The following is a 19,810-nucleotide window of genomic DNA, read 5'->3' as shown; positions in this document are numbered from 1 at the left end:
TTATTTACTCCCCTCTCTAACAATGCTGACAAACAGCTCTTCGAGTCGATTCGCTTTGTTACGCATCGACAGCACTTTAATGCCTTGCTCTGTTAGCTGACTAAAAATTGAGTTCAAGCCGAGAGTTTTATCAATTTCGATCTCCAATGAGCCATTCACCATCACCTGACTATTCACACCATCCAACTTAGGCTCTGATGCGCCTTCCTCTAGATCCAAAATGAAAGTCTCAACATGTAACTTACCGAGTAGGTCTTTCATGGTAGTATTTTCAATTAACTCACCTTTATTGATAATGCCGATATTGCGACAAAGCATTTCAGCTTCTTCAAGGTAGTGAGTGGTTAAAATGATAGTAATACCTTGCTCTGAGTTGATTTCTTGTAGGAATTCCCACATTGAGCGGCGTAGTTCAATATCAACACCCGCCGTCGGTTCATCTAAGATCAACAACTGAGGTTCGTGCATTAACGCACGAGCGATCATTAAGCGTCGTTTCATCCCTCCAGAAAGGTTACGAGCACGTTCATTACGCTTTTCCCACAGATCGAGCTTAGTTAGATACTTTTGAGCCCTTTCTTTAGCTAATTGCTTCTGAACCCCATAATAACCGGCTTGCTGTAACACGATTTGTTCAACGGTTTCAAACTGATTAAAGTTGAACTCTTGAGGAACTAAGCCAAGGTTCTGCTTCGCCAGTTCTAATTCTTTATCAATATTGTGTCCAAATACTTTTACCTGACCAGAGGTCTTATTCACAAGAGAGGAAATGACCCCGATAGTGGTCGACTTCCCTGCACCATTTGGCCCAAGTAAAGCGTAAAAATCGCCTTTCTTAACTTGTAAGCTGATGCCTTTTAGCGCCTCAAAGCCACCAGCATAGGTTTTTCTTAACTGTTCTATTTCTAATGCGTACATAAAGCGACAATGCCATTTTTATAGTTATTGTCGTGCCAGCCTACTCGCTAATGAGTCGGAAGCACCACTCAATCAGTATGATTACTTTGGCAACAAGTCTATCGTCGAAAAACGATTAAGACAAACATTCATTTCCACTAAGTTGGAATTATTTTTTACTTATATACGCACAAAATACAAAACCGCCGCTAAATCTGAGAGTTAGCGGCGGTTTAGGTCAGTGAGGAAAATTAAATGGATTGGAATTGATGCTCGTCTCTTTCCACATAAGATTTCGCGGCATTGAGGGCTTCGTATCTGAATCGGTATACATTTGACTCTGGAACTAAATCAATCACGTGGAATTTTTCTAGCTGTTGTCGCGTGTTCTCATTTGGACACAGCAGGTAAACTTCACACTCCGCATCAAGGGCATCTTTAATCGCATTCTCTAGCGCAAGACCTACCGTTACATCGATCATGGGAACATCAGTTAAATCAAGAATCATCACTTCATAGTCTGAAATACTAGTGTGCTGGCGAGAGATCGCCTTAGAGACACTGAAGATCATTGGGCCTGACAGGTAGAAAAACAGCACTTTGCCGTTGGCCATATCAAGCAAACCACGTTCACTGTCACTGAGTGGCACGTCATCTTCATCGGCATCACTGATCGCCTTCACCTGCCGTGCTTGTTCACGGCTCAAGCGTTCAATAATAATAATATTAGAGATGAAGACACCAAGGCCAACCGCAACAATCAAATCAACAAACACAGTCAGTAGCATCACACCATACATGATCGCCATACCCGCAAAGCTGACTTTATGAGCGCGCTGAATAAAACTCCAGTCAAGAATGTTAAAACCAACATAGACCGCAATACCCGCCAGTACCGCCATTGGAATCGGTTCAGTCAGTCCACCCGCCACCAGAACGACCAGCGCTAACATCAATGCACGAATCACGCCCGACATTGGAGAGCGAGCGCCAACCTGAATATTGGTTACCGTTCCCATTGTTGCACCCGCGCCCGGTAGAGCACCAAACAAACCTGAAATCATATTCGCGAGACCTTGTCCGCGCAGTTCTTTATCTGAATCGTGCTCTTTACGTGTTAACGAATCGCCGATTACCGCAGTCAAAAGCGTATCAATACAACCCAGCGTACCCAGCACTAATGCATCAATCACCATCTCAGTGAACATCGAAGCATCAATATGCGGGACAACTAAAGACGGCAATCCCGCAGGGATCTCACCGATTCGGCGTATCGCATCAGTATCAAAAACGATAACGGAAAGTAGTGTCACCGCCACCAATGCCACCAGTTGAGCCGGCACATACTTTCGATAACGTTTAGGGAAGAAGAACAAGATACCAAGGGTTAGCAGACCTAAAAATAGCTCGCTGAACTTCATGTTTGCGACGGTATCAGGCAGTGCAGAAAGGGTTCCCATCACCCCACCAGCAGGAGCAGCATGGCCAAGTAATGGTGAGAGCTGGAGAATGATAAGAATAACACCAATACCCGACATAAAGCCCGATATCACGCTATATGGCATCAAAGTTACGTATTTTCCTAACTTCAATGTACCAAGAAGGATCTGGAATGCCCCGGCCATCATGACCACTGTGAAGGTCATTGCCATGCCCGTTTCAGGGTATTTGGCCATCATGCTGGTCAATACCGCGGTCATGATCACCGTCATCGGACCGGTCGGTTCCGAGATTAAAGTGTTTGAGCCACCAAACAGCGAGGCAAATAGACCCACCATAATGGCGCCCCAAAGGCCCGCTTCTGCGCCCGCACCAGATGCAACACCAAAGGCAAGCGCTAAAGGTAAAGAGATAATAGCGGTGGTCACGCCACCAAACAGATCTCCTTTGAGATTCATGTCTTCAAAACGACTAGCGAACACAGTGCGACTCCCTGCTAACTATGAGCACCTTAAACGCTAAACATACGTTCAATCACCCAGAGTTCAAACTGAGTGAGGTGCAAAAACGACATCTTACTTTAGGCTAGGCTGCTATACACTAGAGATAAGCGAGAATAACCCTAAACTTTGTAGCTAGATTTTGCAGAAAATGTAATCAAAACGCTGCGAAATGTAGCTAATTTCATCATACTAACAAATGTTACTTAGGAGAGATAAGTGTTAATCACATCTCATAACTCATACGTTATAACTGTTAGTTAGGATGAGTGCTAAGTTTATGATTTTTAGCGCTCAAACACGTCAGATGAGTGCCTTTTCGGACAATATTCGCGGGAACGAAATTGTAACATTGTGTATAGTGATGCAAGAATTTTTTAAGGATTGCGAACGAGATGCCGGAAATTAAACAGCTATTTGAAAACAACTCAAAGTGGTCTGAATCGATTAAAGCGGAACGCCCTGAGTACTTTGCGAAGCTTGAGGAAGGTCAGAGCCCTGGCTTTCTATGGATTGGTTGCTCAGACAGCCGAGTCCCCGCAGAGCGCCTAACCGGACTTTATTCTGGTGAACTGTTTGTACACCGTAATGTCGCTAACCAAGTTATTCATACCGATTTGAATTGCCTATCGGTAGTGCAATACGCGGTCGATGTATTGAAGGTTAAACACGTCATCGTATGTGGTCACTACGGCTGTGGCGGTGTAAAAGCGGCGATTGATAACCCGCAGCTTGGTCTGATCAACAACTGGCTACTGCATATCCGCGATCTCTACTTCAAACACCGTAATTACTTAGAAGCGATGCCAGAGGATGATCGTGCTGACAAGCTGGGTGAAATTAACGTTGCCGAGCAAGTCTATAACCTTGCTAATTCCACCATCATGCAAAATGCATGGGAGCGAGGCCAAGACATCGAGATCCACGGTGTTGTCTATGGTATCGGTGATGGTAAGTTGGAGTACTTAGGTGTTCGCTCTAACTCTCGAGAAAGTGTTGATACCTCTTACCAAGTTGCGATGGAGTCAATTCTCAATCCTGAACATAAGCTTCTATGTCGTTAAGCTAGCATATTGATAAACTATCCAATCAAAAACGCCCGCTAAGTTAGCGGGCGTTTGTTTATCTGCTCAAAGTCTTAATTACTCTTGAGGTACAACTTTACCGATGTATGGTAAGTGACGGTACTTCTGAGCGTAGTCGATACCCACACCAACCACAAATTCATCAGGAATTTCAAAGCCAATCCATTTAACATCAACATGAACTTCACGACGTGATGGCTTATCTAATAGAGTACAAATCTCTATTGATTTAGGTCCACGTAGGCTTAAGATCTCTTTCACTTTAGTCAGTGTGTTACCTGTATCAATGATGTCTTCAACAAGTAATACGTCCTTACCTTGAATATCATCATCTAGATCTTTCAAAATACGAACGTCACGAGTACTTTCCATTGCATTGCCGTAGCTAGATGCGGTCATGAAATCCACTTGGTGCGTTAAATCAATCGCACGAGCTAAATCCGCCATAAAGACAAACGATCCACGTAGCAAACCAACTAGGACCAGATCTTCACTACCTTGGTAATGCTCTGTAATTTGCTTCCCTAGTTCGTTTACGCGTTCCTGAACTTCTTGCTCAGAAATCATGACTTCAACTGTATGCTTCATACTGTTCTCATTTAATTAGGTGACTGCGACAAGTGTAGCCTAGCTAGCCGCTTCTTTCGTGGCTAAGTCTAGCACTGCTCTAATAACCAGACCACCTTCAGCCACGAATAAGCCCCTAGTTCGTTACGGAAATGTGCCCTTCCTAACTTAGATCCATTAGATGAATGCTAACCTGTAAATTTTTGAGTCATTTCAAGTATCAATCTTGATATAACTGTCTACTAAATAGGCATAAATTATTGACCATTTGCATATGCACCATTACACTCATGATGCTTAAATAATAAAAACATCACTAATTATAAAAACTCATTGGCAAGGAAAATATAATATGGACTCAATAGCTAAGAGACCGAGAACCAGGCTTTCTCCATTAAAACGAAAACTTCAACTGATGGAAATCGCACTCGAAGTTTTCGCACGCAGAGGCATTGGCCGTGGCGGACATGCAGACATTGCAGAGATCGCTCAGGTATCAGTGGCAACGGTATTTAACTACTTCCCTACCCGAGAAGATCTCGTCGATGAAGTACTGAATCACGTTGTACGCCAATTCTCTAACTTTCTTTCAGACAACATCGATCTCGATCTTCATGCGAAAGAAAACCTTCATACCATCGCTAACGAAATGGTGACTCTCGTTGCTCATGACTGCCACTGGCTTAAAGTGTGGTTTGAGTGGAGCGCATCAACACGTGACGAAGTATGGCCATTATTTGTGACCACTAACCGCACCAATCAAATGCTTGTTCAAAATATGTTCAGCAAAGCGATTGAGCGAGGCGAAGTGTGTAATGATCACGATCCTAAGCATCTTGCTAACTTGTTCCACGGCATTTGCTATTCGTTATTTATTCAAGCAAATCGCGCTCAATCTCAAGCAGAGTTAGAACAACTAACCGCTAGTTACCTTGATATGTTATGTATCTACAAGTAACAATTTAAAATGGCTTAATAACAAAAAAAACCGCTGAATAATCAGCGGTTTTTTATTAACTTCAAACAGTGGTTAAAAGAGAATTACTTCTTCTTTTTCACTGCTTTTTTGTTTGGAAGGTCAGTGATTGAACCTTCGAATACTTCCGCAGCTAGACCCACAGACTCGTGTAGAGTTGGGTGAGCGTGGATAGTTAGAGCGATATCTTCTGCGTCACAACCCATTTCGATTGCTAGGCCGATTTCACCAAGAAGCTCACCACCGTTAGTACCAACGATAGCACCACCGATTACACGATGAGTCTCTTTGTCGAAGATCATCTTAGTCATACCGTCTGCACAGTCAGATGCGATTGCACGACCAGAAGCAGCCCAAGGGAAAGTAGCAACTTCGTAGTTGATGCCTTCAGCCTTCGCTTCTTTCTCAGTCTTACCTACCCAAGCAACTTCTGGCTCAGTGTACGCAATTGATGGGATTACTTTAGGGTCGAAGTAGTGCTTCTTACCAGAGATAACTTCAGCAGCTACGTGACCTTCATGCACACCTTTGTGAGCAAGCATTGGTTGACCAACAACGTCACCGATCGCATGGATGTGAGGAACGTTTGTACGCATTTGCTTATCAACGTTGATGAAACCACGCTCGTCAACTTCGATACCCGCTTTTTCAGCATCGATAAGTGCACCGTTTGGAACACGACCGATAGCAACAAGAACAGCATCGTAACGCTCAGCTTCAGCAGGAGCTTTCTTGCCTTCCATTGAAACGTAGATACCATCTTCTTTCGCTTCAACAGCTGTCACTTTAGTCTCAAGCATTAGCTTGAACTTGTTCTTAATACGCTTAGTGAAGACTTTAACGATATCTTTATCCGCAGCAGGGATAACTTGATCGAACATCTCAACTACGTCTACTTTAGAACCCAGAGAGTGGTAAACCGTACCCATTTCAAGACCGATGATACCACCGCCCATGATAAGCAGTTTTTCAGGAACTTCTTTCAGCTCAAGTGCATCCGTAGAATCCCAGATACGTGGGTCTTCATGCGGGATGAATGGAAGCTTGATTGGGCGAGAACCCGCAGCAATGATAGCGTTGTCGAAGTTAACTGTTGTTGATTCGCCTTCGCCTTCTACAAGGATAGAGTTAGGGCCAGTAAACTTACCGAAGCCGTTAACCACTGTCACGTTACGCATCTTAGCCATACCGCCAAGACCGCCAGTCAGTTGGTTTACAACTTTCTCTTTCCAGATACGGATTTTGCTGATGTCTGTTTGTGGCTCACCGAATACAACGCCGTGCTCTGCCATCGCTTTTGCTTCTTCAATTACTTTCGATACGTGAAGAAGTGCTTTAGATGGAATACAACCAACGTTTAGACATACACCACCAAGAGTGCTGTAACGTTCAACTAGTACTGTTTCTAGACCTAAATCCGCACAACGGAATGCAGCTGAGTAACCAGCAGGACCTGAACCAAGTACAACAACTTGGGCTTTAATTTCTTTGCTCATTGTGACCTCTTGTAGTCATTATCCCTAACAGGCTGAGTAGATGTTCTTAAATTATTGGGCTTTCAAACAGCCAACATTTTACAGAGATGTTAACAGTGTGAAAGTAGCTTTAAGTTAGCCTGTGAGCTAGACAACAATTCCCTATTCACTTTATGAAAAGTGGGCGAACTGTTCTCTAAAAAATACTTTGTATATAGAATTAAGGTGACCCGAAAGCCACCTTAATATTTACTTTCTAATTACAGTACTAGACGACGAATGTCAGATAGTGCGCTGTTTAGGAAAGTAATGAAGCGTGCACCTTCAGCACCATCAATCACACGGTGGTCGTATGATAGAGACAGTGGAAGTTGTAGACGTGGTTGGAATTCTTTACCGTTCCAAACCGGCTTCATTTCAGACTTAGATACACCTAGGATACCTACTTCTGGAGCGTTTACGATTGGCGTAAATGCAGTACCACCGATGCCACCAAGGCTAGAGATTGTGAAACAACCACCTTGCATGTCAGCTGCAGTTAGCTTACCAGCACGTGCTTTCTTAGACACAGCCATTAGCTCTTCAGAAAGCTCGTAAATGCCTTTCTTGTTCACGTCTTTAAATACAGGAACAACAAGACCGTTTGGAGTATCTACTGCGATACCAACGTTTACGTACTTCTTAAGAATGATGCTTTCGCCATCTTCAGAAAGAGAAGAGTTAAACGCAGGGAACGCTTCTAGCGCTTTAGCAACAGCTTTCATGATGAACACAAGTGGAGTGATCTTCATGCCAGTGTCTTTCTTCGCTTCGATTGCGTTCTGTTCTTTACGGAATGCTTCTAGCTCAGTTATGTCTGCGTTATCCCACTGTGTAACGTGAGGGATCATTACCCAGTTACGGTGTAGGTTTGCGCCAGAGATCTTCTTGATCTTAGAAAGCTTCTGAACTTCAGTTTCGCCGAACTTGCTGAAGTCAACTTTTGGCCATGGTAGTAGACCAAGAGCAGAGCCATCACCGCCTTTGCCAGATGCCGCAGCACCAGACTCTAGACGCTTAAGTGCATCTTTAACGTAAGACTGAACGTCTTCTTTAAGTACACGGCTCTTACGACCAGTACCTTTAACTTTCGCTAGGTTTACACCGAACTCACGAGCTAGACGACGAACAACTGGAGACGCGTGTGCGTACTCACCGTTTTCTTGGAAGTCGTCTGTAGCTGCTGCTGCCGCTGGAGCTTCAGCTTTAGGAGCAGGTGCCGCCGCTGGAGCTGCTGCTTGTGCAGGTGCTGCTACAGGAACTGGAGCTGCGCCTTCAACCGGAGTGCCGGCCACAACGAAAGTCATGATTAGAGAGCCAGTTGACACTTTATCGCCCGCTGCAATCTTGATCTCTTTTACAGTACCCGCGAATGGTGCTGGAACTTCCATTGAAGCTTTGTCGCCTTCAACAGTAATTAGAGATTGCTCTTCTTCTACTGTATCGCCAACCGCTACCATTACTTCAGTAACTTCTACTTCGTCACCGCCGATATCTGGAACGTTTACTTCTTTTTCAGCTGACGCTGCTGGTGCAACTGCAACTGGTGCTGCTGCCGCAGGAGCAGGAGCTGCAGAACCAGCCACTTCGAATACCATTACTAGAGAACCAGTAGAAACTGAATCACCAGAAGCGATCTTGATTTCTTTAACGATACCAGCGAATGGTGCAGGAACTTCCATTGAAGCCTTATCACCTTCGACAGTAAGAAGAGATTGCTCTTCTTCTACTGCATCACCGATAGCAACCATGATTTCAGTTACTTCAACTTCATCACCGCCGATATCTGGTACGTGAACTTCTTTAAGCTCAGCTGCCGCTGCAGGAGCTGCAGCAACTGGTGCCGCCGCTTCAACTTCTGGCGCAGCCGGTGCTGCTGCACCTTCCGCTTCGAAGATCATGATAAGAGAACCAGTAGAAACAGAATCGCCTTCTGCTACTTTGATTTCTTTAACGATACCCGCTTGAGACGCTGGAACTTCCATTGAAGCTTTGTCGCCTTCAACAGTGATCAGTGACTGCTCTTCTTCAACCTTGTCGCCAACGTTTACAAGAATTTCAGTGACTTCAACCTCGTCAGCACCGATGTCTGGTACATTAATTTCGATTGTCATTGTATTTACCTACCTTAATGCCAGTCTTATGCGTATTGCGGGTTAGTTTTTTCAGTGTCGATATCGAACTTAGCAATTGCTTCAACAACTACTGATTTCTCGATATCACCACGTTTAGCCAGTTCAGTTAGAGCTGCAACTACGATGTAGCCAGCGTTAACTTCGAAGTGACGACGCAGGTTTGCACGGCTGTCAGAGCGGCCGAAACCATCTGTACCAAGTACTTTGTAAGACTCAGTTGGCATGTACGCACGTACTTGCTCAGCGTAGTTCTTCATGTAGTCAGTCACTGCGATTGCAGGTTCTTTACCAAGAACAGTTGTGATGTACGGTACTTTCTCTTCAGCTTCTGGGTGAAGCATGTTGTCACGCTCTACCGCTTGGCCGTCACGAGTTAGTTCGTTGAACGACGTTACTGAGAATACGTCAGATGCTACGCCGTACTCTTCGCTTAGAATTTCAGCCGCTTTACGCGCTTCGTTCATGATAGTACCAGAGCTCATTAGTTGAACTTTGCCCTTAGCACCAGCGTGAGATTCAAGTTTGTAGATACCTTTACGGATGCCTTCTTCAGCGCCTTCTGGCATTGCTGGCATTGCGTAGTTCTCGTTCATTACTGTTAGGTAGTAGTAAATGTTCTCTTGCTCAGGACCGTACATGCGACGGATACCGTCTTGCATGATTACCGCTAGCTCGTAAGCGAACGTTGGGTCGTAAGAGATACAGTTAGGGATAGTGTTCGCTTGGATGTGCGAGTGACCATCTTCGTGCTGTAGACCTTCACCGTTCAGTGTTGTACGACCAGCTGTAGCACCTAGTAGGAAGCCACGAGCTTGTTGGTCACCAGCTAGCCATGCCATGTCGCCAATACGTTGGAAACCGAACATTGAGTAGTAGATGTAGAACGGGATCATTGGTAGGTCGTTCGTGCTGTATGAAGTTGCAGCTGCAACCCATGAAGCCATAGAACCTAGCTCGTTGATACCTTCTTGAAGTACTTGACCAGACGTTGCTTCTTTGTAGTAAGAAACGATGCCTTTATCTTCAGGTGTGTATTCTTGACCGTGTGGGTTGTAGATACCAACCTGACGGAATAGACCTTCCATACCGAATGTACGAGCTTCATCACAGATGATAGGAACGATGTTCTTACCAATGTTCTTATCTTTAAGAAGGATGTTTAGCGTACGTACATAAGCCATAGTTGTAGAGATATCACGCTTCTGTTCACCTAGTAGAGGTGCGAATGCGTCTAGCTCAGGAACTTTGAATTCTTGAGTGAATTTAGGCAAACGTGCTGGCGTGTAACCCTGTAGAGCTTTACGACGAGCATGTAGGTATTCGTACTCAGCAGAACCTTCTTCCAATGTCAGGTAAGGAAGCTCAGACACTTTCTCATCAGAAAGTAGGTCTTGTAGGCCTAGACGGTCACGTAGGTATTGTACGTGAGTCATGTCCATCTTCTTAACACCGTGAGCGATGTTCTTACCTTCTGCAGCTTCACCCATGCCGTAACCTTTAACTGTCTTAGCTAGGATTACTGTTGGCTTGCCACCTGTCTCTTTTGCATTGTTGAATGCTGCGAACAGTTTAGAAGAATCGTGACCACCACGCTTCAGTTCGAAGATTTGGTCATCAGTCATGTCTGCAACTAGTGCAGCTGTTTCTGGGTACTTACCAAAGAAGTGCTCACGTACGTATGCGCCATCTTTAGATTTGAATGTCTGGTAGTCACCATCGATAGTTTCGTTCATTAGTTGAAGAAGCTTACCAGTAGTGTCTTTAGCTAGTAGAGAATCCCAGTTGCTACCCCAAATAACTTTAACAACGTTCCAACCTGCGCCTTTAAATAGACCTTCAAGCTCTTGGATGATGCTACCGTTACCCATTACAGGGCCATCTAGACGCTGTAGGTTACAGTTGATTAGGAAACATAGGTTGTCTAGCTTCTCACGCGCAGCGAAAGAGATAGCACCACGTGATTCTGGCTCATCCATCTCACCGTCGCCTAGGAAAGCATATACGCGTTGCGCTGAAGTATCTTTAAGGCCACGTCCTTCTAGGTACTTAAGGAAACGAGCTTGGTAGATCGCAGAAATCGGACCTAGACCCATAGATACTGTTGGGAACTGCCAGAATTCAGGCATCAATTTAGGGTGCGGGTAAGATGGAACACCTTTGCCATCTACTTCTTGACGGAAGTTATCTAGCTGCTCTTCAGTTAGACGACCTTCAACGAATGCACGAGAGTAGATACCAGGAGAGATGTGACCTTGGTAGTAAACCAGATCGCCACCGTCCGTCTCGTTTGGAGCGCGGAAGAAGTGGTTGAAACATACTTCGTAGAACGCCGCTGCAGACTGGTAAGAAGCCATGTGACCACCTAGGTCTAGGTCTTTCTTAGAAGCGCGTAATACAATCATGATTGCATTCCAGCGAATAATCGAACGAATACGACGTTCAAGAGTCACATCACCTGGGTAAGCTGGCTCTTGCGCTGCTGGAATTGTGTTGATGTAGTTTGTGTTGATGCCTGTTGGCATATCTACACCGTCTAAACGTGCTTTGTCTAAAACTTGCTCTAGTAAAAACTGAGCACGCTCTACACCTTCTTCACGAACAACTGATTCAAGGGCTTCTAGCCAATCTTGAGTTTCCAGTGCGTCTACGTCATGCTTCATGTCAGACATGGCGATCTATCCTTCTATTGGTTGGATTCTACTTAAACTAGTAAAGAGCCGTATTTACGACTCATTACCCCGTTGAATTCGACGCAAAGAGCGCTCTCTTCTTGACTCCTCACGAGTCAAATCCAACAGTGTTTCTTCGATATAAGCTAAATGAGAGTGTGACATTTCACGTGCCTGTTCTGGCTGCCCTGAAACAATCGCATCAACAATATTAGCTCTGTGTTTACTTACTTTTTCCACCACTTCATCGCGGCGATGTAACAACTTCAGATTCTGTAAGACATTTTGCTCAAGTAACGGCGCTAAACTGCGAACAATGTGTAATAACACTACATTATGGGCAGCTTCTGTTAACGCTACTAGAAACTCCATAACTGCCGCAGATTCTGCTTCGATATTTTTGTCTTCTTGCGCACCACGAATCTTGTCTTGGCATGCTTGAATACGAGCAAAGTCTTCATCGGTACCACGTAAAGCTGCAAAATAAGCTGAAATACCTTCCATCGCGTGGCGCGATTCAAGCAAATCAAGCTGAGTTTCTGAATGTGTAGACAATAAATTCAGTAAAGGGTCGGAAAAACTTTTCCAAATATTTTCACTGACAAACGTTCCCCCACCTTGACGGCGAGTAAGTAAACGCTTTGCTTCTAGCCGTTGTATCGCTTCTCGGATTGAAGGACGAGACACGTCGAACTGTTTAGCCAGCTCTCGCTCCGGAGGAAGTTGCTCCCCTGGTGCTAGTGTTCCTTCCACTATCAACCTTTCTAACTCCTGTTCAATGACATCAGAGAGTTTAGGCTGACGAATCCTTTGATAAGCCATAATTTATTGTTCTTCTTTTCTTTGCAGTCAATTGGTAATACCAATTTTAATTGGTGCAGAAATTAACATAATTAAAACACCCCTGTCCAGCGCAAAATTGACCTGTATCATAGAACGTAGCACGAATTAACCAAGACTTAACAAGTTGGATTTAAAACAGCAATCAAATTGGTCTTACCATTTACAGTAATAATACTTTTGGGGAGTATTCGTGCTAGATATTTAGAGTCTTTAAAACGATATATGAAAAAATATTACGCGTTTACTGTGTGAAAGTTGTACTTAGTTCTCAGTTCAACCAAAGTTCCTGTTCATAACTCATTACAAATGGATGAGAGTTACAAAAGGCGCACGTAAAGCGTGTGAGCAGCTAAAACAAAGCAACTTCAATACTTACTGATTACAACTGTGTAACGATATAGAGCGAACGTGTCAGTTTGATTTCACGAGTTTTCTAAAATGGCACCAGTCAAAGCATAGACCGGGATCGGTTTTTCGCAATGGCGCGATGAATTGATGGCCTGTCACTCGTGGGAGAGTAACCTGAGGAAAGGTTTGCATGATGGATTGGGTCAGTGAGGACAAAGCGTGATATTGGGCTTCCGTAAAGTTGGTAAAATCACTACCTTCAAGTTCAATTCCGATCGAGTAATCATTACATCTATCTTTTCCAGCAAAACTCGATTGGCCGGCATGCCAAGCTCGGTCTAAAAAAGAAACGAACTGTACCACCTCACCATCACGACGGATCAAGCAATGTGCTGATACTCCCATTTTATGAATCACTTCAAAGAACGGATGATCTTTCGGGTTTAATTTACCAGTGAAAAATTGCTCAATATACGGGCCACCAAACTGGCCAGGGGGCAAACTAATATTGTGCACCACAAGTAAAGAGATAGGCAGGTTTTCTGGTCTTTTATCAAAATAGGGAGAAGGCACTTTTTTCGCATTGGTGCACCAACCTAAACTATCGATCTTCATGAAACCCCTCCTGCTACCAATGGTGGATATAGATGTGACAAAGCCCCGCACTCGCCCCCTATCTACTCTTTAATTTGCTATCAAGCAAGAGTATCATTCCATCCTCACTTCCTTTCAAGAATAGAATTGCAATGAAAAACACACATAACAGCGACGAGCGCCTCAATTACCTAAAAGAACAACTACCGGCAGAAATCACTCGAGCTGTTGCCGATACCATCAAGGAAGACCTTGGCGGAACGTTAGACGTTGCAGCAGATATTACAGCAAGCCTTATACCTGAAGATGCTCACAACAAAGCAACGATCATTACTCGAGAACACGGCGTGTTTTGTGGTCAAGCTTGGGCCGATGAAGTATTTAAGCAACTTGGTGGGGAAGTGACTATCACTTGGCATGTACAAGATGGCGACAAAGTAGAACCTAACCAAGTGTTATGCTCACTAGAAGGCCCTGCTCGCGCTTTATTAACAGGCGAGCGCAACGCCATGAATTTCATTCAAACATTGTCTGGGTGCGCGACCACGACTTCCATTTATGCGGAAAAGATTCAACATACTCAGTGCCGTCTATTAGATACCCGCAAGACCATACCAGGACTACGTAGCGCATTAAAATACGCAGTAGCTTGTGGTGGTGGCTTCAATCACCGTATTGGCGTTTTCGATGCGTACCTAATCAAAGAAAACCACATCATTGCCTGCGGTGGTATTGAAAAAGCGATTTCTACGGCAAAAGAGCTCAACCCTGGAAAGCCAGTTGAAGTAGAAACAGAATCTCTGGAAGAGCTAAGCCAAGCTATTGAAGCTGGGGCAGACATCATTATGTTGGACAACTTCACTAAAGACATGATGCGTGAAGCGGTAAAAATTAACGCAGGGCGCGCGGCATTAGAAAATTCAGGAAACATCACACTAGACACAATTGCAGAATATGCGGAGACTGGTGTTGATTACATTTCAGTTGGTGCTTTAACTAAACACCTAAAAGCGATGGACTTATCGATGCGCTTTAGTGATTAAAGTAATTGCATGATTTATCAATAAAAAGGCTGAGCATTATGTGCTCAGCCTTTTTATTTTTATTGATAAAATAAATATCGAGTAAGTCATTAAGCCGATCGCATTAATCTGCACTTAAAATGAAACCTCTATTCAATAAACACTAATCCACTCGCGCGATATTCCCTCTTTCGTTTTCTTATTCATACAGACTCTTATCCTTACCTCATCACAGATTAGTGATTAATTAATCTCAACGGAATACTCAAGATGAAAATGAAAAATGTAAGAAAACAAAAAGGTTTTACTCTAATAGAACTATTAATTGTTGTAGCAATCATTGGTGTTTTAGCTTCGATAGCCATTCCAGCTTATACTCAGCAAACAATCAAAGCTGACGCTGCTTCTGGCGTTGCTACAATTCGCTCACTTCTAACAAATACAGATTTACATATTCAAAATACCGGGAAATTTCCAGCCGCTACAGCCAACCTACCAGATATTGGAGCCAGTACTTCGATGAGCTCGTTAGGTACGATCACAATCACTGGAGTATCTGAAGATACGGGATCTTTAGTATTCGCATTTGGATCCAAGTCCGCAATCTCTGGAGCTAAAGCGACTTATGCCAGAACAAGCTCTGGTTGGAATTGTATAATTACGGATATCCCGTCGACAGTAAGTATCAATGCATCAGATATTAAAGGCTGTAATTAATAGGATGCAGACTAGCCTCATCACCGTTCTCCGTCAGGCTAACCTCCTTAGTCTGACTCAAGAACAAACGGTCGTTGAACATATCCAGGCCTCAGGAGTGTCAGTTCCTGAGGCTTTGCTAGAACTAGGTTTCTATCAAGCTAACGAGTTAACCTCTCACCTCGCAACCATATTTGGGTTAACGGAGGTCACACTTGCCCACTTCGATTACGAAACGCTTTGTGCAACATTGGGGTTTAGAGAGCTCATCACTCGCTACCAAACGCTTCCTCTACAGAAAACTGCCACCACGATAACTCTAGCTGTTTCAGATCCAACCAACTTACAAGCAGAAGACGACTTTCGTTTTGCTAGCGGTCTACAAGTCGAGCTCGTCCTAGCTAGTCACAAAGACCTAGAAGCCGCTATACGCCGAATGTACGGAAAAAGCATTCAGGGTACTGCTTCAAACCAGAAAGAAATTAGCCAAGACGAACTCGCAAATCTAGTCGATGTATCAGACAGTGAAATACAAACAGTAGAAGACCTGAGTAAAGATGACTCTCCTGTCAGTCGCTTTATCAATCAAATACTCGTCGACGCCGTACGCAAAGGAGCATCAGATATTCATTTTGAGCCTTATGAAGATATATACCGAGTAAGATTACGCTGCGATGGCATTCTCGTGGAGACTCAGCAGCCAGCTAGCCACCTGAGTCGTCGCCTTTCTGCAAGACTAAAAATATTAGCCAAGCTAGATATCTCTGAAAGACGCCTTCCACAAGATGGGCGCATAAAACTGCGGCTCAATGACGAAATCTCGATAGATATGAGGGTTTCAACGCTCCCTACTCTCTGGGGCGAGAAAGTGGTACTTCGTTTACTTGATAGCAGCGCCGCCAACTTGGATATAGATAAGCTTGGCTACAACGAAAAGCAAAAGCAGCTGTATTTAAATGCATTAAAGCGCCCTCAAGGGATGATCTTAATGACAGGGCCAACCGGTAGCGGAAAAACAGTATCACTCTATACAGGTCTTAGAATACTCAACACTCCCGACCGAAATATCTCAACAGCTGAAGATCCGGTTGAAATCAACTTATCTGGGATCAACCAGGTACAAGTTCAACCAAAAATCGGCTTTGGCTTTGCAGAAGCGCTACGCTCTTTTCTTCGTCAAGATCCTGATGTGGTCATGGTTGGTGAGATCCGCGATATAGAAACAGCAGAAATCGCAATAAAAGCCTCACAAACCGGACATTTAGTGCTGTCTACCTTGCATACTAATTCCGCTGCAGAGACCGTTGTTCGCTTATCTCATATGGGCATTGAAAGCTTCAACTTAGCCTCTTCATTAAGTCTCATTATTGCACAGCGCCTAGCGAGGAAGCTGTGCGCCTATTGTAAAACTATTGATACCTCTACCAGTATAAAAGAAAAACATCGCATCCCCATCTCTACCCTAATCTATAAAGCTCATCCGCAAGGCTGTAATGAATGTACAGGGGGATATTCAGGACGATTAGGGATCTACGAAGTCATGCCTTTTGATGACACTTTGGCTAACGCACTGATGAACAATGTCACCACTATAGAATTAGAAACCATCGCAAAAAACAATGGTATGAAAACGTTACAGGACTCCGGCATAGAAAAACTGACTGAAGGTCTTACTAGTTATCAAGAGCTGCAAAGAGTTCTTTATTTATAGTCTCTTAAGGATTAACGGAGCCCGAACCATGAAAAAAAACAGAACGAACCCACTAAAAAACTATCGGTGGAAAGGGGTTAATAGTTCAGGAAAAAAAGTTTCAGGGCAAACACTTGCACTAACAGAGATCGAAGTTAGAGATAAGCTCAAAGAACAACATATTCAAATCAAAAAAATTAAAAAGAGCGGAGTATCCGTTCTGACAAAAATCACTCATCGCGTCAAAGCGAAAGATATCACGGTATTGACTAGGCAACTCGCGACAATGCTCGCAACAGGGGTTCCAATAATTCAAGCAATCAAGCTGGTTTCTGATAACCACAGAAAAGCCGAGATGAAGTCTATTCTGTCGCACATAAGTAAAGGGGTAGAAGCAGGCACCCCACTTTCCAAAGCAATGCGAACTGCTAGCCATCACTTTGATGACCTTTATACCGACCTCGTCGCAAGTGGCGAACAATCTGGCCACCTCGCACAAGTTTTTGAACGGCTGGCGACTTATAGAGAAAAGAGTGAGCAACTCAAAGCTAAAGTAATCAAAGCCCTCATTTACCCTTGTATGGTGGTGTTAGTGGCACTGGCTGTATCTTATTTAATGCTCACCATCGTAATCCCAGAGTTTGAAAATATGTTTTCTGGCTTTGGAGCAGACTTACCTTGGTTTACCCAACAAGTACTTTTGCTATCCCACTGGATACAAAACTACAGCTTTTATGCGGTGATGATCGTAATCGTTCTGGTATTACTATTTAAATTTGCCAGCGCCCGTTCTTATACTCTTCGTCTTTCCACCAGCAGAGTCGGACTCAAGTTTCCGGTTCTTGGGGCCGTAGTATCGAAAGCCTCAATAGCAAAATTTAGCCGTACATTAGCGACAAGTTTTAGCTCAGGCATTCCCATCCTAACGAGCCTACAAACCACAGCGAAAACAGCAGGAAACATTCACTACCAAGCGGCAATTATTGATGTTCATAAAGAAACAGCTGCTGGCATGCCTATGTATATTGCAATGAGAAACACGAATGCATTCCCCGAAATGGTACTTCAAATGATTATGATTGGAGAAGAGTCCGGTAAGCTGGATGATATGCTAAACAAAGTCGCTACTATTTATGAATTTGAGGTAGACAATACCGTCGATAACCTAGGGAAAATTCTTGAACCTCTTATTATTGTATTTTTAGGAACCGTTGTCGGCGGATTAGTGATCGCGATGTACCTGCCAATCTTTAACTTAATGAGTGTGTTAGGCTAGTATGTACATCTCTTAGCTCTCAAACGCTAATCACTTTTTAACTAACGGCATCACTTTCAATGGAAGCTTTGTATTATTACCCTTGGCTCTTCCCTAGCCTTGCGACTATTTTCGGATTATTAATCGGCAGTTTTCTCAACGTTGTCATTCATCGTTTACCGATTATGATGGAGCGCGAATGGCAAGCCGAGTGTTCTGAGTGTTTTCCAGAATACAAAATTCCCGTTCCACAGGGGAAATTTAATCTTAGCTTTCCGAGATCAACTTGCCCATCTTGTAAAACACAATTGCGTTTGATCGATAATATTCCAGTGTTCAGCTGGCTTGTGCTGCGTGGTAAATGCCATAAATGCAATGACTCAATCAGTATTCGCTACCCTGCCGTAGAGGTATTGAGCGCTCTACTCTGCTTGGCCATATCCGCCCACTTTGGTTTTAGCTTATTTACTGTTGCCTTACTGTTCTTCACCTTCACTCTAATAGCCGCAACATTTATTGATTTAGATACCATGCTATTACCGGATCAGCTCACACTCCCTCTTATGTGGGGGGGCATAGCACTAGCAGCTTTCAATATTAGCCCCATTTCTCTGCAAGACTCCGTCATCGGAGCCATGTCTGGTTACCTCTGCCTTTGGAGTGTGTACTGGGTATTTAAACTTCTTACGGGCAAAGATGGTATGGGGTTTGGTGATTTCAAGCTACTAGCCGCCCTTGGAGCTTGGCTTGGCTGGCAACATCTTCCTCTCATTATTTTATTGTCATCTCTAGTAGGATTAGTTTTTGGAGTGATTCAGCTTCGCCTTCAGAAAAAGGGGATAGAAAAAGCGTTTCCTTTTGGGCCTTACTTAGCCATTGCTGGTTGGATCAGCCTAATGTGGGGAGAGCAAATAATGAACTGGTACTTTACTTCAATTCTAGGTATATAACATGGCACTAATTATTGGACTAACCGGCGGCATCGCCAGCGGGAAAACTACGGTCGCCAACTTATTCAATGAACATTTTGGCATTGATATCGTTGATGCTGATGTCGTTGCACGTGAAGTGGTTGAAGTTGGAAGCCAAGGGCTTGTCGCCATTGAGAAGCGCTTTGGATCATCCGTACTCCATCAAGATGGGACGCTGAATAGACAAAAATTAAGAGAAACCATTTTCTCTAATGATCTAGAAAAAAAGTGGCTCAACGAGCTACTTCACCCAATGATTAGGGAAAAAATTAACTTAGAGCTCACTCAAGTGACCTCTCCTTATGGTTTATTAGTCGTACCACTACTTATTGAAAACAATATGCAGTCTATGGCGGACAGGGTTCTTGTTGTCGATGTCAGCGAACAAGAACAAATTAAGAGAACCGCATCACGTGATGGTGTTTCTCATGAGCAAGTGCAAGCTATCTTACGCTCTCAAGCAACAAGAGAGGAGCGATTAGCTGCCGCTGATGATGTGATTAAAAATAATACGAAAAACGGAAAACTTTTGTCTCAAGTCACAGATTTACACCAAAAGTATCTGGCTATTTGTGGTGGAGATCGGTGAAAATAGCGAAGAGTACAAT

Annotated in this window: 16 protein-coding genes; 8 read left to right on the top strand and 8 right to left on the bottom strand. The window is 43.8% G+C overall.

What is annotated here, in order from left to right; translation table 11 throughout:
* Both ACHUFI_RS07140 and ACHUFI_RS07135 read right to left on the bottom strand, forming a co-directional pair.
* The gene (locus ACHUFI_RS07140) at positions 1-918 is read right to left on the bottom strand and encodes an ABC transporter ATP-binding protein (RefSeq protein WP_394247649.1); all 918 of its coding nucleotides are present in this window, start codon (positions 916-918) and stop codon (positions 1-3) included.
* A 230-nt stretch (positions 919-1,148) separates the two neighbouring features.
* On the bottom strand, positions 1,149-2,819 hold the full coding sequence (locus ACHUFI_RS07135; RefSeq protein WP_394247648.1) for a SulP family inorganic anion transporter: 1,671 nt from the start codon (positions 2,817-2,819) through the stop codon (positions 1,149-1,151).
* Between the two features lie 413 nt (positions 2,820-3,232).
* Between ACHUFI_RS07135 and can the strand changes: the two genes are divergently transcribed.
* Positions 3,233-3,901 (top strand): carbonate dehydratase, encoded by a 669-nt coding sequence (gene can, locus ACHUFI_RS07130; RefSeq protein WP_394247647.1) that lies wholly within the window; start codon positions 3,233-3,235, stop codon positions 3,899-3,901.
* Between the two features lie 78 nt (positions 3,902-3,979).
* On the opposite strand, the gene hpt is transcribed toward can, so the two are convergent.
* Positions 3,980-4,510, bottom strand: coding sequence for a hypoxanthine phosphoribosyltransferase (gene hpt, locus ACHUFI_RS07125; protein WP_394247646.1), 531 nt, complete (start codon positions 4,508-4,510; stop codon positions 3,980-3,982).
* Between the two features lie 331 nt (positions 4,511-4,841).
* Between hpt and ACHUFI_RS07120 the strand changes: the two genes are divergently transcribed.
* A complete protein-coding gene (locus ACHUFI_RS07120) occupies positions 4,842-5,447 on the top strand; it encodes a LuxR/HapR/OpaR family quorum-sensing transcriptional regulator (RefSeq protein WP_394247645.1) in 606 nt (201 codons plus the stop codon).
* An 83-nt stretch (positions 5,448-5,530) separates the two neighbouring features.
* On the opposite strand, the gene lpdA is transcribed toward ACHUFI_RS07120, so the two are convergent.
* The 5 genes from lpdA to ampD form a co-directional block, all read right to left on the bottom strand.
* Entirely contained in the window at positions 5,531-6,961 is a 1,431-nt protein-coding gene (gene lpdA / locus ACHUFI_RS07115; protein WP_394247644.1) for a dihydrolipoyl dehydrogenase, read from the bottom strand.
* A gap of 239 nt (positions 6,962-7,200) precedes the next feature.
* Positions 7,201-9,093 carry a pyruvate dehydrogenase complex dihydrolipoyllysine-residue acetyltransferase gene (gene aceF, locus ACHUFI_RS07110; protein WP_394247643.1) on the bottom strand — a complete coding sequence of 631 codons (1,893 nt, stop codon included), beginning with the start codon at positions 9,091-9,093 and terminating at the stop codon, positions 7,201-7,203.
* 26 nt (positions 9,094-9,119) lie between these two features.
* Positions 9,120-11,783, bottom strand: coding sequence for a pyruvate dehydrogenase (acetyl-transferring), homodimeric type (aceE, locus tag ACHUFI_RS07105; RefSeq protein ID WP_394247642.1), 2,664 nt, complete (start codon positions 11,781-11,783; stop codon positions 9,120-9,122).
* A 54-nt stretch (positions 11,784-11,837) separates the two neighbouring features.
* Positions 11,838-12,605 (bottom strand): pyruvate dehydrogenase complex transcriptional repressor PdhR, encoded by a 768-nt coding sequence (pdhR, locus tag ACHUFI_RS07100; protein WP_394247641.1) that lies wholly within the window; start codon positions 12,603-12,605, stop codon positions 11,838-11,840.
* Between the two features lie 432 nt (positions 12,606-13,037).
* Positions 13,038-13,589 (bottom strand): 1,6-anhydro-N-acetylmuramyl-L-alanine amidase AmpD, encoded by a 552-nt coding sequence (gene ampD / locus ACHUFI_RS07095; protein WP_394247640.1) that lies wholly within the window; start codon positions 13,587-13,589, stop codon positions 13,038-13,040.
* A 131-nt stretch (positions 13,590-13,720) separates the two neighbouring features.
* Here ampD and nadC point away from each other — a divergent pair, with 131 nt between their 5' ends.
* The 6 genes from nadC (at position 13,721) to coaE (ending at position 19,791) form a co-directional block, all read left to right on the top strand.
* On the top strand, positions 13,721-14,611 hold the full coding sequence (gene nadC, locus ACHUFI_RS07090) for a carboxylating nicotinate-nucleotide diphosphorylase (protein ID WP_394247639.1): 891 nt from the start codon (positions 13,721-13,723) through the stop codon (positions 14,609-14,611).
* Positions 14,612-14,860: 249 nt separating this feature from the next.
* Positions 14,861-15,307: a pilin gene (locus tag ACHUFI_RS07085; protein ID WP_394247638.1), complete on the top strand. Its 447-nt coding sequence runs from the start codon at positions 14,861-14,863 to the stop codon at positions 15,305-15,307.
* A gap of 4 nt (positions 15,308-15,311) precedes the next feature.
* Positions 15,312-16,997: a type IV-A pilus assembly ATPase PilB gene (gene pilB, locus ACHUFI_RS07080; protein ID WP_394247637.1), complete on the top strand. Its 1,686-nt coding sequence runs from the start codon at positions 15,312-15,314 to the stop codon at positions 16,995-16,997.
* A 28-nt stretch (positions 16,998-17,025) separates the two neighbouring features.
* Positions 17,026-18,252 (top strand): type II secretion system F family protein, encoded by a 1,227-nt coding sequence (locus ACHUFI_RS07075; protein WP_394247636.1) that lies wholly within the window; start codon positions 17,026-17,028, stop codon positions 18,250-18,252.
* Positions 18,253-18,311: 59 nt separating this feature from the next.
* The gene (locus ACHUFI_RS07070) at positions 18,312-19,181 is read left to right on the top strand and encodes a prepilin peptidase (RefSeq protein WP_394247635.1); all 870 of its coding nucleotides are present in this window, start codon (positions 18,312-18,314) and stop codon (positions 19,179-19,181) included.
* A gap of 1 nt (position 19,182) precedes the next feature.
* Entirely contained in the window at positions 19,183-19,791 is a 609-nt protein-coding gene (gene coaE / locus ACHUFI_RS07065) for a dephospho-CoA kinase (protein ID WP_394247634.1), read from the top strand.
* Positions 19,792-19,810 lie beyond the last annotated feature (19 nt).

Source organism: Vibrio profundi (assembly GCF_043642225.1).
Taxonomy (GTDB): domain Bacteria; phylum Pseudomonadota; class Gammaproteobacteria; order Enterobacterales; family Vibrionaceae; genus Vibrio; species Vibrio profundi_A.
Note: the sequence above shows the minus strand (reverse complement) of the source record. Positions and strands in the feature narration are given on the sequence as shown.